Raw genomic sequence first — 14900 nt, 5'->3', positions numbered from 1 at the left:
TCGTCAAACCCCTGTCAAACGGGCATGCGATCAGCGCAGCAGCGTCAGCAGCCGATCCAGACCGCCCTCGTTGATCGCGACCATCGCCTGCTCCCGCACCTTGGGCTTGGCGTGGTAGGCCACCGACAGCGCGGCGGCACCCATCATCAAGAGGTCGTTGGCGCCGTCGCCGACCGCGATCGCCTGGGTCTTCGCGTCCGCGCCGATCTCGGCGCAGCAGGCCAGCAGCATGCGGCGCTTCTCCTCGCCGTCGCAGATCTCGCCCCAGGGCTGCATCACCAGGCCGCCGGTCAGCGCGCCCTGCGCGTCGAACTCCAGCTCGTTGCTGCGCACGTAGTCCATGCCCAGCTCGGCCGCGACGAAGCGGGTGAAGAAGGTGAAGCCGCCCGAGACCAGCACCAGCTTGCATCCGGCGGCCTTCAGCGCGGCGCAGAGCTCGCGCGCACCGGGGTTGAACTGCAGCCTCGTCAACAGGACCTGCTCCAGCGCCGATTTCGGCACGCCCTTGAGCAGCGCCAGGCGGCGACGCAGGCTGTCCTTGAAGTCGGTGATCTCGCCGCGCATCGCCGCCTCGGTGATCGCGGCGACCTCGGTCTTGCGGCCCGCGGCGGCGGCGATCTCGTCGATGCATTCGATATTGATCAGGGTCGAGTCCATGTCGAAGGCCGCGATGCGGAAATCGGCCAGTCGCAGCGGGGGCGTGAAGCCCTGGATCACGAGGGTCGGGTCTTGCATGGCGTGTGTCTTCGTCAGTCCTGCTTGATCGGTTGGCCGAGGAGCCGCAGCACCTCGCGGATGGCTTGTGCGCGGTCCTTGGGGTCGGACAGCGCCTTGTCGATGCGCAGCTTGTCGTTGCCGACCAGCTTGATGTTGCGGTTCTTCTGCACCAGCTCGATCACGCGCATCGCGTCGATCGGCGGATTCGGGCGGAAGTTGATGTTCATCACGGTCGGCGCGGCGTCGATCTTCAAGACGCCATAGGGCTTGGCCAGCACGCGCAGGCGGTGCGTGTCGAACAGGGTCTGCCCCTGCGCCGGCAGCTTGCCGAAGCGGTCGGTGATCTCCTCCAGCATTGCGTCGATCTGCTCGCTCTTCTCGGCCGTGGCCAGGCGCTTGTAGAGCGACAGGCGCTGGTGCACATCGCCGCAATAGGCGTCGGGCAGCAGGGCCGGGGCATGCAGATTGATCTCGGTGGTGGCGGACAGGGGGCTGAGCAGGTCCGGCTCGCGGCCGGCCTTCAGGTCGCGCACGGCCTGCGACAGCATGTCGTTGTAGAGCTGGAAGCCCACCTCCATCATGTTGCCGCTCTGGTTCTCGCCCAGCACCTCGCCGGCGCCGCGGATCTCCAGGTCGTGCATGGCGAGGTAAAAGCCCGAGCCCAGCTCCTCCATGGCCTGGATCGCTTCCAGGCGCTGGGCGGCCTGCTTGGTCAGCCCCTCCACATCGGGCACCATCAGATAGGCATAAGCCTGATGGTGCGAACGGCCGACGCGGCCGCGCAGCTGGTGCAGCTGGGCCAGGCCGAACTTGTCGGCGCGGCTGATGATGATGGTGTTGGCGCTCGGCACGTCGATGCCGGTCTCGATGATGGTCGAGCACAGCAGGACGTTGTGCTTGCCGCCGACGAACTCGCGCATCACCCGCTCCAGCTCGCGCTCGGGCATCTGACCATGGGCGACGACGATGCGCGCCTCCGGCAGCAGCTCCTCGAGCTTTTGCTTGCGGTTCTCGATAGTCTCGACCTCGTTGTGCAGGAAGTAGACCTGGCCGCCGCGTTTCAACTCGCGCAGCACCGCCTCGCGGATCACGCCGCTCATTTCGGTGCGCACAAAGGTCTTGATCGCCAGGCGGCGCTGCGGCGCGGTGGCGATCACGCTGAGGTCGCGCAGGCCTTCCAGCGCCATGCCCAGGGTGCGCGGGATCGGCGTGGCGGTCAGGGTCAGCACGTCGACCTCGGCGCGCATCGCCTTCATCGCCTCCTTGTGGCGCACGCCGAAGCGGTGTTCCTCGTCGATGATCATCAGGCCCAGGCGCTTGAACCTGACGTCGCCCGAGATCAGCTTGTGGGTGCCGATCACGATGTCGATCGAGCCGTCGGCCAGGCCCTCCATCGCGACCTTGATCTCCTTGGCCGAGCGGAAGCGGCTCATCTCGGCCACCTTGACCGGCCATTTGCCGAAGCGGTCCGCGATGTTCTGGTAATGCTGCTCGGCCAGCAGGGTGGTCGGCGCCAGCAGGGCGACCTGCTTGCCGCCCATCACCGCGACAAAGGCGGCACGCAGCGCCACCTCGGTCTTGCCGAAGCCCACATCGCCGCAGACCAGGCGGTCCATCGGCTTCGGGCTGATCATGTCCTGGATCACCGCATGGATCGCGGCGCGCTGGTCGGGCGTCTCCTCGAAGCCGAAACTGGCGGCGAAGGCCTCGTAGTCGTGCGGCGAGTAGCGGAAGGCAAAGCCCTCGCGCGCGGCGCGGCGGGCGTAGAGGTTCAGCAACTCGGCCGCGGTGTCGCGCACCTGCTCGGCCGCCTTGCGCTTGGCCTTCTCCCACTGGCCGGAACCCAGCTTGTGCAGCGGCGCTTCCTCGGCGCTGACGCCGGTGTAGCGGCTGATCAGGTGCAGCTGGGCCACCGGCACATAGAGCGTGGCCTTGTCGGCATATTCCAGGTGGAGGAACTCCGAAGCACCGTCGCCCAGGTCGATATTGATCAGGCCCTGGTAGCGGCCGATGCCATGGTTGCTGTGCACCACCGGATCGCCGACCTTCAGCTCGGACAGGTCCTTGATCAGCGCATTGACGTCGCTGACCTGCTCCTGCTTGCGCCGCCGGCGCGTGGTCGGCGTGGTCGCAAAGAGTTCGGTCTCGGTGAACAGCTGGATAGCCCGGCCATCCTCCGGTTCATGCCAGAAGAAGCCGGCGGCAAGCGGCGCGGCGGTGATCGCGAATTTCTCGCTGGTGTCGGCCTCGAACTCGGCCAGGTCCTTGACCGAGGGCGGGTCGATCCTGTTGTCGCGCAGCAGCTCCAGCAGGCTCTCGCGCCGGCCCTCGCTCTCGGCCAGCAGCAGCACGCGGTGCGGGGTTGACTGCAGATGCGCGGCCAGGCGCGCCAGCGGTTCCTGCGCGCCGCGCTCGACCGAGACATCGGGCAACGGCCGCGCATAGTCCACCGGCTCGTTGCCGCGCAAGGCCAGGACCGGGTGCGGATGCGTCAGGCCGAAGAACTCCTCCACCTTCAGGAAGATCTCCTCGGGCGGCAGGATCGGCCGCTCAGGGTCATGCTGCAGGAAGCGATGGCGCTCGCGCGTATCGGTCCAGAAGCGGCTCAGCGCCTCATCCACCTCGCCATGCAGGGCCAGCGCGGCGTCAGCGCCGACGAAATCGAAGATCGACGCGGTCTGCTCGAAGAAGATCGGCAGATAGAACTCGATGCCCGCGGTCGCGATGCCCTGGGCCATGTCCTTGTAAATGCGCGATCTTGTCGGGTCGCCGTCCATCTTCTCGCGCCAGCGTGCGCGGAAGGCCTGGCGCGCCGCCTCGTCCATCGGGAACTCGCGGCCCGGCAGCAGCCGTACCTCGGGCACCGGGTAGAGGCTGCGCTGGCTGTCGGGGTCGAAGGTGCGGATCGAATCGACCTCGTCGCCGAACAGGTCCACGCGGTAGGGCACCGGCGAGCCCATCGGGAACAGGTCGATCAGGCCGCCGCGTACCGCGTATTCGCCGGGCGACACGACCTGGCTGACATGGGTGTAGCCGCCCAGGGTCAGCTGGCTCTTCAGCGAGGCCTCGTCCAGGCGCTGCTTCTGCTTGAAATTGAAGGTGGTGGCGGCCAGGAAGCTGGCGGGCGCCAGGCGCACCAGGGCGGTGCTGGCGGGCAGCAGCACCACGTCGACCTCGCGCTCGGCCACCGGCTTGCCCTGGCCCTGCAGCAGGCGCCACAGGGTGGCCAGGCGCTCGGAGATCAGGTCCTGGTGCGGGCTGAAGGTGTCGTAGGGCAGGGTCTCCCAATCGGGGAAGACGGCCACGCGCAGCTCCGGCGCGAAGAACTTCAGCTCGTCCTCCAGCCGCTGCGTGTCGGCCGGCTCGGCGGTGACGATGGCGGTCAGCCGGCCGGCGGCCAGCTGCTGGCGGCAATAGCGGGCCAGCAGCAGCGCATCGGCCGAGCCGGGCGGGCGCGGCTGATTGAATTTCTTTCCGGGGGCGATCAGGGGCAGCTGCATGGCTTCAGAAACGACAACAGCCCCAAGGCGGGGCTGTCGGCATTGTAGGCAAGCGCCGGCGGCGCGCCTGAAGTCAGGGCTGGATCTCGAACACCAGGATCTGGTTGCGATCGGTGGGCGAATCGGCGGTGGGGAAGTTGTCGTCGGCCACCACCACCAGCGAGCGCTTGCCGTTGGCCAGCTTCGGGCCGAAGCTCAGGCCTTCCAGATTCGCGATGCCGCCAAGCGTGGTCTTCAAGGTTTCGAAGTCCAGCACCAGGCGCTTGGTCACCGGCGTCGCGCCCGCCAGGTTGGCGGCGCTCAGCACATTGCTGGCCTTGGCGGTGTCGATTTCATAGAGCCGCACCTGGTTGCCGACCACGCCGACCGAGAAGCTGCGCTCCAGCACCAGGAAGCGCGTGGCGCTGAGCGCCAGGATCTCGGTGGCGCCGCTGACGCTGAAGTTGTTGGCCGGCACCGGCGTGGCCTGCACCTTCTCGACCGGGTAGGCGTACTGGGCCGTGGCCTGGCCGCTGGCGCGGTCGAACACGGTGATGCGCGACTGGGCGCCGGCCGTTAGGCTGGGCGCGGCGCCGTCCTGCAACAGCGGGCCCTCCATCAGCACCACCGCGCTGCGGCCGTCCGGCGTGAAGCTCAGGCCCTCGAACACCGCGTTGTGGCGCGGGCCGCTGTCGCCGGCGTTCATCTGGAACATCGCCGGCAGGGTGTATTCGCGCTGGTGCTGGCCCTGGGCGTTGACCTCGCGGATGAAGGGCTGGATCAGGCGGTTTGGCGTGCCCAGGGTGCGCTCGCCCTCGCTGACCCAGACATAGTTGCCGTTGACCGGGTCGATGCGCACGGCTTCGGGGTCCGCGACCTTGATGTCCGGCACCTTGGGATAGTCGCTGCCATCGGGCTGCTTGAGCTTGATGGTCGAGAGGAACTGCACGCCGCTGAACTGGTTGGCGTCGAAGCTCAGCTTGGCGGTGTACAGGCGCGGCGCGTTGGGCGAGTCGCCGGTGGTGCGGTCGTCGCTGATCAGCACATAGCTGTCGCTCTTGGCGTCGTAGTCGATGCCCGAAAGGCCGCCGACCACCGTGTCCTGAAAGACCAGGCGGCGCGGCAGCACCTGCTGGCCGATCAGGCGCAGGCTGGCGACGCTGATCTCCGGCTCGGCCGGCTTGTCGTCATCATCACCGCCGCCGCAGGCGCTCAGCAGCAGGCCGGAGGCGAGGAGGAGAAGGGCAAGGGCGGTGGCGCGCGGCTGGCGGGTGCGGATGGGGGATGAAACGGGCATGGCGGTGGATGACAGCAAGGAAAAGGGCGCATTGTTTTTGTCGCCGATGTCAGGGCCATGACGGAATCCGCGCGCGGTGCGGCTTGCGGCTATGCTGGCGCCAACAGTTCTGGGGCATGCCGATGGCGACGATCAAGGTCGGGATCTATCTGTTCGACGAGGTGGAGGTGCTGGATTTCGCCGGCCCCTTCGAGGTCTTCTCCACCGCCGCGCGGCTGGCGCTGCGCGACGGCGCGGCCGAGCCACCCTTCGAGGTGGCGACCCTGGGGCCGGACGTGACCCCGGTGCGGGCGCGCGGCGGTCTCTCGGTCACGCCGCAGCATGGCTTTCGCGCGGCCCCGCCGCTGGACCTGCTGATCGTGCCGGGCGGCGTGGTGACGGCCGAGCTGCAGCGCCCGGGCCTGGGCGACTGGCTGATCGCGCAGAGCCTGCAACTGAAGGTGCTGGCCTCGATCTGCACCGGCGCCTTCCTGCTGGAGCAGGCCGGGCTCCTGAACGAGCGCGAGGCCATCACCCATTGGGAAGACCTGGACGATCTGCGCAGCGCCTCGCTGGCCTCCGGCTCGCTGCTGAAGGTGCTGGCGAACCAGCGCTGGGTCGAGGCGCGGCCCTGGGTGCACCATGGCGGGCGCTGCCGCCTGTTCAGCTCGGCCGGCATCTCGGCCGGCATCGACCTGTCGCTGCACCTGGTCGCGGAGCTGGCCGGCGTCGAGCTGGCGCGCCGCACCGCGCGGCAGATGGACTACGACTGGCGCGCGGCCAACGGCGCGATCATCCATGCCGCGGGCGGCTGAGATGCTGCAGGCCGCTGCGGTCGTCTACGCCAAGGATCTGGCGCGCATGAGCCGCTTCTACGCGGAGGTGGTGGGTCTGCCCGTCGTCGAGCGGGACAGCGACTACACGGTGCTGCAATCCGGGGCCTTCCAGCTGGTGCTGGTGGAAATCCCGGCCGCGATCGCGGCGGGCATCGAGATCAGCGTGCCGCCCGAGCGGCGCGAGGAGACGCCGCTGAAGCTGTGCCTGCTGGTGCCGGACCTGGCGGCCGCGCGGGCGCAGGCCGCGGCGCTGGGCGGCGTGCTCGACCCGCCGGCGCATGAGTGGGTATTCCAGGGCCGGCGCGTCTGCGACGGCCATGATCCGGAGGGCAATGTGTTCCAGCTGCAGGTCGCGGCCGCGGCGGAGTAGATTCGGTGCGGCGCGTGCCGGTTTCTACGTCGATGGGGGCCTCAGCACGAGTTAATTGAGCCCCTCGAAGGGCAGCACCTCGACCCAGTCGCCGCGCGCCACCTCGCCGCGTTCATGGGCCAGCAGGATCAGGCCGTTGGCGCGGCTCATGCTGGACAGGATGCCCGAGCCCTGGCTGCCGGTGCTGCGCACCCACCAATCGCCGTCTTCGCCGCGCTCGACGATGCCGCGCTGGTACTCGGTGCGGCCCGCGCGCTTGCGCAGCGGCTCGGCGCTGCGGGCGCGCAGCGCCAAGGGCGGGGCGGGGTCGGTGCCGGCCAGGGCCAGCAGGGCCGGGCGCACGAAGGCGTAGAAGCCCACCATCACTGCCACCGGATTGCCCGGCAGGCCCAGCAGCAGGGCCCGACCTGCCGCTTCGCTGCCGATGCGTCCCACCGCCAGCGGCCGGCCCGGCCGCATCGCCAGCTGCCAGAACAGCACCTCGCCGAGCTCGGCCATCACGCGCTTGGTGTGGTCGGCCTCGCCGACGCCGACGCCACCGGTGCTGAGCACGACATCGGCGCGCGCCGCCGCCTCGGCAAAGGCGGCGCGCAGCGCGGCCGGATCGTCGCGCACCGGCCCCAGGTCCAGCACCTCGACCGGCAGGGCCTGCAGCAGGCTCCACAGGGTGTGGCGGTTGCTGTCGTAGACGCCGCCCGGCGGCAGCGGCCGGCCCGGCGGGCAGAGCTCGTCGCCGGTGGACAGCAGGGCCACGCGCGGGCGCCGGCGCACCGTCACCTCGGCCAGGCCCAGTGAGGCGAGCAGGCCGATCTCGGCCGCGCGCAGGCGCTGGCCGGCGCGTAGCGCGCCCTGGCCGCGCGCCAGGTCCTCGCCGGCGCGGCGCCGGTTCGCACCCGGGCGCAGCAGACCCGGCGGGATCAGGATGCTCGCCTCGTCCGGGCGCGTCACCAGCTCCTGCGGCACCACGGTGTCGGCGCCGGGCGGCATCGGCGCGCCGGTCATGATGCGCAGGCAATGGCCCGGCTGCAGCGCCGCGGCCGGGCCCTGGCCGGCGAGGCTGCGGCCGGCGATCGCGAGCCGGGTCGGCGTGCCCTCCGTCTGCAGCGAGGCGGCGGCCAGCGCATAGCCGTCCATCGCGGAGTTGTCGAAGGCCGGCACGTCCAGTGGCGAGACCAGCTCGGCCGCCAGGCAGCGGCCCAGGGCCTCGCGCAGCGGCAGGGTCTCGTTGCCGAGCCGCGCGGCCAGCGGCGCCAGCAGGCGCGCGATCGCGGCCTGGGCCAGCTCGACCCGCAGCGCCTGCGCGTCGTAGCCGGGCAGGGCGGCGGCGATCTGGTCGAGGCGGTGTTCTTCCTTCATCGGGCGGGGTGCTGCAGATCCAGGCACATCAGATCCTTGTCGAGCGTGCGGCCGTCGGCCAGCTTGAGCGCCCGCGGCAGGCAGCCGTAGCGGCGAAAACCCATCGATTCGTACAGCGCGACCGCGCCGCGGTTGCTGCTGGTGACGCTGAGCGTGACCAGCTCGATGCCATCCTCCTGCTCCAGCAGGCGCAGCGCCGCATGCAGCAGCGCGCGGCCGATGCCGCGACCCTGGACCGGGTCGTCCACCATCATGCCGATCAGATGGGCGGTGTGGCGCACCTTCTGGCGCGGCTCGCGCTCGCAGCTGACCGCGCCGATCAGCGTGCCGTCCAGCCAGGCGGTCAGGGTGAACAGGCAGGCGCCGCCCGGGCCCTGGCTGATGCGGCTGCGGTAGCTCTCGGCCGAGCGCGCCAGCTCGGTGGCGGCGTCGGAGGTGAAGGCCTCGTCATGGCCGGCCAGCATGCGGTCGCGCAGGGCCTTGTAGTCGGGCAGCTGCTCCTCGCGCAGCAGGCGCAGCTCGCAGCCAGGCAACAAGCGGGGTGGCAGGCGAGGCGGAAGATGCACGGGGGTTTCAGACATGGTGGTGAGTATGGGCTTCGAGCCGGGCGAGCTCGTCGGGGTCGTTGGCATTGGCGAAGGCGTGCGCATGCTGCGGGCGATCGAAGGGCACCAGGGCCGCGCCCTGGGCCTGCTGCCAGGCCATCACGCGACGGCCACCGCTGGCGAGGTAGTCGGCCAGCGCGGGAGCCAGCTCGCGGCGCAGCAGGCAGAAGGTGGGATGCGGCCGGCCCTCGGCGTCCAGCGCCACGGCCAGCGCCGCACCACCCAGGCCGGCGGCCAGGCGCTCGGCCAGATCGGCGGGCAGCAGCGGGCTGTCGCAGGGCACGCTGAGCAGCCAGTCGCTGCCGCAGGCGTGCAGGCCCGACAGCAGCCCGGCCAACGGGCCGGCGAAGCGCTCCGCGTCGGCATCCTCCAGCACCGGCGCGCCCAGGGCCTGGCCTAGGACTCGGTATTGCGCCAGGTTGCGGTTCGCGCTGATCAGCAGGGGCCCGACCTGGGGCGCCAGCCGCTCCAGCGCCCAGGCCGCCAGCGGCCGGCCGCGGTAGGGGACGAGGCCCTTGTCCCGCCCGCCCATGCGGCTGCCGCGGCCGCCGGCCAGCAAGAGGCCGGTGATCTGCGCGCGCGACGGGGGCATCTCAGCCACCGATGTAGTGCATCTCGACGCGGCGTTCGGTCGAGGCGGCGGCCGGGTCCTGCTGGCTGCTGCGCAGCTGCGAATAGCGGTCGCTGCGCCGGCCCCACAGGCCGCCGAGCGCGGCACCGATCTCCAGGTCGGTGCGGCCGCCGCGCAGCAGCGCGCGCAGGTCGTGGCCGCTGTGGGCGAACAGGCAGGTGTAGAGCTTGCCCTCGGTCGAGAGGCGGGCGCGGTTGCAGTCGCCGCAGAAGGCCTGGGTGACGCTGGAGATCAGGCCGATCTCGCCGCGCCCGTCGGCATAGGCCCAGCGCTCGGCGGTCTCGCCCGGCGCGCTGGCCGACAGCGGCTTCAGCTCGAACTCGCGGCCCAGCCGCGCCAGCAGCTCGCGCGAGGGCACGACCTCGTCCATGCGCCAGCCGTTGGTTGCGCCGACATCCATGTACTCGATGAAGCGCAGCACCACGCGGCCGCCGTACTGTGTGCGGAAATGGCGCGCCATCGGCAGGATCTGGTCCTCGTTGACGCCGCGCTTGACCACCATATTGACCTTGATCGGTCCCAGGCCGGCCTCCAGCGCCGCCTCGATGCCCTGCAGCACCTCGGCCACCGGGAAGCCGACATCGTTCATGCGCTGGAACACCGCGTCGTCCAGCCCATCCAGGCTGACGGTGACGCGCTGCAGGCCGGCGGCCTTCAGCGCGCGGGCCTTGCGGGCCAGCAGCGAGCCGTTGGTGGTCAGGGTCAGGTCCAGCGGCGTGCCGTCCGGGGTCCGGATCGCGGCCAGCATCTCGATCAGCCGCTCCAGATGGCGGCGCAGCAGCGGCTCGCCGCCGGTCAGGCGTAGCTTGCGCACGCCCAGGCTGACGAACAGGCGGGCCAGGCGGGTGATCTCCTCGAAGCTGAGCAGCTCCGCATGCGGCAGGAACTCGTGGTACTTGTCGAAGACTTCCTTGGGCATGCAGTAGCTGCAGCGGAAGTTGCAGCGGTCGGTGACCGAGATGCGCAGATCGTGCAGCGGCCGGCCCAGGGCGTCGGCCAGCAGGCCGGGCAGGGGCTGGGGATGGGCGGGCACCGCGGGCACGATGCTGCGCCAGTCCGTCAAGGGGATGGTCACGCGCTCGGTCATGAGCGCATTTTGCCCTCAACTGCGTGCCCCGGTGGCGCGCGGGGGCGGGCCGGGCTTGCGTCGGATCATCAATCGAACTTGACGGCGATGCCGGTGGTCAGGAGGGTGTCGGTTGGCTTGCGGCCCGGGCTGGGCTCGCTGTTGTGGGTGACGGCGACGCCGACCGTCAGGCTCAGGGTGCTGTTGATCGCGACCGCGATGTCGGCATCCCAGTTGGCGCGGTACTCGCCGCGGCTCTTCAGATTGGGCTGCAGCATCAGGCGCTGCTTGGCGCTGGTGCTCGGGCTGATCTGGTGGGTCGACTCCTGGCCCAGCATCACCGACGCATAGGCGAAGGCGTCGCGCACCTCGCCGTCGATCAGGGCCGGGTTCAGGTATTTGTCGCGCGTGTGGCTCAGGCCGCCGAACAGGTCGAAGCTGTGCGCCTCGTTGCGGATCAGGTGGTAGCCGAGGCCGCCGCCGAACTGGCGCCGATGGTCCAGATTGGCCAGCCGGTTGTGCTCCAGCTCGCCGCCGACATAGACGAATGTGCGCGGGCTCAGGTCATGGTCGTAGCGCAGGCCGGCGCGCAGCTGCTCGTCGGTGGTGGCGCGGTTCGCCTTGGCGCGCTGCACGCGGCCGTAGAGCGAGACCTTGTCGGTGTCGGTGGCGCGCACCAGGTCGGCATTCAGGTTCAGGTTGCTGGCGCTGCTGTTGCCGGAGGCCAGGCTGGCGGCCAGGCCGACGGTGGCGCGGATCGCGCCGTCGCGCGTCAGCTCGGCCGGCCGCGCCGGCGCGGGCACGCGGGCCGGCTCCATCGCGATTTGGGCGCTGGCGAGGCCGCTCAAAAGCAGCAGGGCGGGCAGGCAAAGGGCAGGGGTCGGGGAGGGGTGATGAGAGGTCATGCAAGAGGAGGCTCGATGTTCCGGGTCATGCTAGGTGCGCCAGCGGCCGTGGTCGCGTCAGACACCGTCCTACGCCGGCGTCGGAGTTCGCCGCGAGTTGGCCGCGCGGTGTTCCCGGGGCGCGAAGAGCGCGGGCGCTTCCCCTACATTGAATTCACAACACCGCCAACCACAGGGAGAACACCATGCCCTTGCAAGCCTTTGGCGCCTCGGCGCCGCTGAGTCTGGGTGTCGAACTGGAGCTGCAGCTGATCGACCGTCTCGACCGCGATCTGGAGCCCGCCGCGACGGAGCTGCTGGCGCGGCTGGAGAACGCCTCGCTGCCCGGCCAGGTCTCGCCCGAGATCACGCTCTCGATGATCGAGATCTGCACCAATGTCTGCGACGGCTATGGCGATGTGCTGGAGCAGCTGAGCTTCACGCGCGATGCGCTGCTGGCCGCCGCGGCGCCACTGAAGGTGGATATCTGCGGCGGCGGCACCCATCCCTTCCAGCAATGGACCCAGCGCCAGATCTACGACAAGCCGCGCTTCAAGCAAATCACCGGGCTGTACGGCTACCTGGCCAAGCAGTTCACCGTGTTCGGCCAGCATATCCACATCGGTTGCCCGGACGGCGACACCGCGCTGTGGCTGCTGCAGGCGATGAGCCGCTATGTGCCGCATTTCATCGCGCTGGCCGCGTCCTCGCCCTATGTGCAGGGCGAGGACACGGCTTTCCAGTCGGCGCGGCTGAACACGGTGTTCGCCTTCCCGCTGTCGGGCCAGGCGCCGTTCACCCTGAGCTGGGAGGAGTTCGGCCGCTACTTCGCGCGCATGGAGCGCACCGGCATCGTCGCCGGCATGAAGGACTTCTACTGGGACATCCGGCCCAAGCCCGAGTACGGCACGATCGAGATCCGCGTGCTGGACACGCCGCTGACGGTGCAGCGCGCCGCGGCGCTGGCCGGCTTCGCGCAATGCCTGGCGGCCTGGCTGCTGGAGGAGCGGCCGATCAAGCCGCATGCGGACGATCAGCTGGTCTACACCTACAACCGCTTCCAGGCCTGCCGCTTCGGGCTGGATGCGCAGCTGGTCGACCCGCAGAGCAACGAGGCCTATGTGCTGGGCGAACGCCTGCCGGCCCTGCTGGAGCTGCTGATGCCGCAGGCCGAGAGGCTGGGCGCCGTGCCGGCGCTGCAGGAGCTGCAGCAGCTGGTGGCGCGCCGCGAGGGCGATGCCGACTGGCTGCGCGGCCTGCTGGCCGGTGGTCGCAGCCTGCCCGGCGTGGTGGCCGCGGCCTGCGAACGCTGGGCCGCGGCGGACTGAGGTCGATCAGGCCAGGCGGAACTGGCTGACGGTGCCGGACAGCGCCACCGCCTGCTGGCTCAGCGACTGCGCTGCCGCGACGGCCTCCTCGACCAGGGCGGCGTTCTGCTGCGTGCCCTGGTCCATCTGCGCGACGGCCTGGTTCACCTGGGCGATGCCGTCGCCCTGTTCGCTGCTGGCGGTGCTGATTTCGCTGACCATCGTGCTGACCCGTTGCACGCTGGACACCACCTCGCGGATCGTGCTGCCGGCCTGCTCGACCAGCTGGGAGCCCTGGCCGACCTTGTCGACCGAGTCGTCGATCAGGCCCTTGATCTCCTTGGCGGCGGCGGCGCTGCGCTGGGCCAGGCTGCGCACCTCGGCCGCGACGACCGCGAAGCCGCGGCCCTGCTCACCAGCGCGCGCGGCTTCCACCGCGGCGTTCAGGGCCAGGATATTGGTCTGGAAGGCGATGCCGTCGATCACGCCGATGATGTCGACGATCTTGCGCGAGGACTGCTCGATCGAGCCCATCGTGCCGACCACCTGATGCACCACTTCGCCGCCGCGCACCGCCACCTCGGCGGCGCTGCGGGCCAGCTCGTTGGCGCGCCGCGCGTTGTCGGCGTTCTGCTGCACGGTGGCGGTCAGCTCCTCCATCGAGGAGGCGGTCTGCTGCAGCGCGCTGGCCTGCGACTCGGTGCGCATCGACAGGTCGCCGTTGCCGGCGGCGATCTGGGCCGAGGCGGTGGTGATCGAGTCGGTGCTCTCGCGCACCTGGTTGACCAGGCGGGCCAGGTTGTCGCGCATCGTGCGGATGGCCTGCAGCACGCTGGCTTCATCGCCGGCGCGGGTCGCGACCTCGACCGACAGATCGCCCTGGGCAATGCGGCGCACGACCTCGGCCGCGTACTGCGGCTCGCCGCCCAGCTGGCGCACCAGGCTGCGCAGCATGTCCCAGGCCAGCGCGGCGATCACCGCCATCAGCAGCCCGGCGATCGCCAGCAGGATCACGGTGCTGCGCCAGAAGCTCTGCTGGATGTCGTCGATGTAGTCGCCGAAGCCGATGATCCAGTCCCAGGGGGTGAACTTGACGATCGCGTACAGCTTCTCGACCTCGTCCTTCGTGCCCGGCCGCGTGCCGGGGGCGACGACGGTGCCGATGGTCTTGCCCTGCAGGGCCGCGCGGTAGCGCTCGCCGGCCTCGCGGCCGCCCTTGGCGTCGACGATGCCGATGCGCTTGGGATTCGGGTGCACCAGGTTCACATCGTCGCTGTAGCCGCGCACGAAGAAATACTGGTCCTTCTGATGGAAGGCGCCGATCACCTTCTTGGCCTCGGCCTGGGCCTCCTCGCGGCTCAGCTTGCCGCTGAGTTCCAGCGCATGCGCCTTCTCGGCCGCGGCATGGGCCAGCACCACTAGGGTGGACAGCTGGGCCGTGCGCTCCTTCATCATCGACTGGTACAGGGTGGACAGAGCCACGGTCGCCAGCACCGTCATGCCCAGCAGGGTGACGGCGCACAGCAGCAGGATGCGCGTGCGTAACTTCATGACTTCCTTCGGGATCGGCCCGGCAAAAACGGCAAACGCGCATGCTAGGGGCGGGCCGCGGCGCGGGCCGGCATGAAGCGGGCGCGACAGTGCGGAATTGCCGCATCCGCGCGCCGGCAGCGGATTCGGGTGGCGGATTCAGGCGCCGGGCTTGTGGCCGTAATCGTTGTCCGGCAGGCGCGCTCGGTCGGCCTCCTCGGCCGCCAGCGGCTGCACCTCGACCAGGCTGGCCTGGCAGCGGCGTGTCAGCGCCTGATAGGTCTCGGTGCCTTGCTTCTTCCAGCGCATCTCGTCGGCCGAGAGCTCGCGCATCACCTTGGCCGGCAGGCCGGCGATCAGCGATTTTTCCGGCAGCTTCTGGCCGGCGCGCACGAAGGCGCAGGCCGCGACGATGCTCCAGGCGCCGACCTCGGCCTCGTCCATCACCACCGCGTTCATGCCGACCAGCGCGTCGTGCCGCACCACGCAGCCATGCAGCACCGCGCCATGGCCGATATGGCCGTTGGCCTCCACGACGGTCTCGGACTTCGGGAAGCCGTGGATCACGCAGGTGTCCTGCACGTTCGAACCCTCCTTCAGCACGATGCGGCCGAAGTCGCCGCGCAGCGAGGCGTTGGGGCCGACATAGCAGCCGGGGCCGACCACCACATCGCCGATCAGCACCGCGGTGGGGTGCACATGGGCGCTGGGATGGACCACCGGCGTGACGCCATCGATCGCGTAGCAGGGCATGGACTCGTCTCCTGGTCGTTGACCTCGGGTAAATCCGAGGGTGTTCTGGGGTCTTGGGGCTTGCGCCAAATCAAGTGCGACCTTACGATC

General features: G+C 70.0%; 13 protein-coding genes. 3 read left to right on the top strand and 10 right to left on the bottom strand.

Annotated features, from left to right (window positions below; genetic code table 11):
* Positions 1 to 30 precede the first annotated feature (30 nt).
* The 3 genes from serB to G8A07_RS18730 form a co-directional block, all read right to left on the bottom strand.
* Positions 31 to 735, bottom strand: coding sequence for a phosphoserine phosphatase SerB (serB, locus tag G8A07_RS18740; protein ID WP_195793513.1), 705 nt, complete (start codon positions 733 to 735; stop codon positions 31 to 33).
* A gap of 14 nt (positions 736 to 749) precedes the next feature.
* Positions 750 to 4217, bottom strand: a complete 3468-nt coding sequence (mfd, locus tag G8A07_RS18735) for a transcription-repair coupling factor (RefSeq protein ID WP_195793512.1) — start codon at positions 4215 to 4217, stop codon at positions 750 to 752.
* Between the two features lie 73 nt (positions 4218 to 4290).
* Positions 4291 to 5493: an esterase-like activity of phytase family protein gene (locus G8A07_RS18730; RefSeq protein ID WP_195793511.1), complete on the bottom strand. Its 1203-nt coding sequence runs from the start codon at positions 5491 to 5493 to the stop codon at positions 4291 to 4293.
* A gap of 122 nt (positions 5494 to 5615) precedes the next feature.
* On the opposite strand from G8A07_RS18730, the gene G8A07_RS18725 reads away from it, so the two are divergent.
* Together G8A07_RS18725 and G8A07_RS18720 are read left to right on the top strand one after the other, a co-directional pair.
* A complete protein-coding gene (locus G8A07_RS18725; RefSeq protein ID WP_371816381.1) occupies positions 5616 to 6287 on the top strand; it encodes a DJ-1/PfpI family protein in 672 nt (223 codons plus the stop codon).
* 1 nt (position 6288) lies between these two features.
* On the top strand, positions 6289 to 6678 hold the full coding sequence (locus G8A07_RS18720) for a VOC family protein (protein WP_195793509.1): 390 nt from the start codon (positions 6289 to 6291) through the stop codon (positions 6676 to 6678).
* A 51-nt stretch (positions 6679 to 6729) separates the two neighbouring features.
* Here the strand turns inward: G8A07_RS18720 and glp are convergent, their stop codons facing one another.
* The 5 genes from glp to G8A07_RS18695 all read right to left on the bottom strand — a co-directional run bounded on the left by glp (position 6730) and on the right by G8A07_RS18695 (position 11184).
* On the bottom strand, positions 6730 to 8034 hold the full coding sequence (glp, locus tag G8A07_RS18715) for a gephyrin-like molybdotransferase Glp (protein ID WP_195793508.1): 1305 nt from the start codon (positions 8032 to 8034) through the stop codon (positions 6730 to 6732).
* Entirely contained in the window at positions 8031 to 8570 is a 540-nt protein-coding gene (locus G8A07_RS18710) for a GNAT family N-acetyltransferase (protein WP_249937051.1), read from the bottom strand. Before G8A07_RS18710 ends, glp begins: the two co-directional genes overlap by 4 nt.
* Positions 8571 to 8607: 37 nt before the next feature.
* On the bottom strand, positions 8608 to 9231 hold the full coding sequence (mobA, locus tag G8A07_RS18705) for a molybdenum cofactor guanylyltransferase MobA (protein WP_195793506.1): 624 nt from the start codon (positions 9229 to 9231) through the stop codon (positions 8608 to 8610).
* Position 9232: 1 nt separating this feature from the next.
* A complete protein-coding gene (gene moaA, locus G8A07_RS18700) occupies positions 9233 to 10357 on the bottom strand; it encodes a GTP 3',8-cyclase MoaA (RefSeq protein WP_195793505.1) in 1125 nt (374 codons plus the stop codon).
* A 68-nt stretch (positions 10358 to 10425) separates the two neighbouring features.
* Positions 10426 to 11184, bottom strand: coding sequence for a YdiY family protein (locus G8A07_RS18695; RefSeq protein ID WP_195793504.1), 759 nt, complete (start codon positions 11182 to 11184; stop codon positions 10426 to 10428).
* A 242-nt stretch (positions 11185 to 11426) separates the two neighbouring features.
* Here G8A07_RS18695 and G8A07_RS18690 point away from each other — a divergent pair, with 242 nt between their 5' ends.
* Positions 11427 to 12548: a YbdK family carboxylate-amine ligase gene (locus G8A07_RS18690; protein WP_195793503.1), complete on the top strand. Its 1122-nt coding sequence runs from the start codon at positions 11427 to 11429 to the stop codon at positions 12546 to 12548.
* Between the two features lie 6 nt (positions 12549 to 12554).
* Here the strand turns inward: G8A07_RS18690 and G8A07_RS18685 are convergent, their stop codons facing one another.
* Both G8A07_RS18685 and G8A07_RS18680 read right to left on the bottom strand, forming a co-directional pair.
* Complete coding sequence (locus G8A07_RS18685; RefSeq protein WP_195793502.1) at positions 12555 to 14078, bottom strand: methyl-accepting chemotaxis protein; 1524 nt, start codon at positions 14076 to 14078, stop codon at positions 12555 to 12557.
* A gap of 138 nt (positions 14079 to 14216) precedes the next feature.
* Positions 14217 to 14810 carry a phenylacetic acid degradation protein PaaY gene (locus tag G8A07_RS18680; RefSeq protein ID WP_195793501.1) on the bottom strand — a complete coding sequence of 198 codons (594 nt, stop codon included), beginning with the start codon at positions 14808 to 14810 and terminating at the stop codon, positions 14217 to 14219.
* Positions 14811 to 14900: the final 90 nt, after the last annotated feature.

The organism is Roseateles sp. DAIF2 (assembly GCF_015624425.1).
Classification (GTDB): Bacteria; Pseudomonadota; Gammaproteobacteria; order Burkholderiales; family Burkholderiaceae_C; genus Kinneretia.
This window is presented reverse-complemented; position numbering and strand designations above follow the sequence as displayed.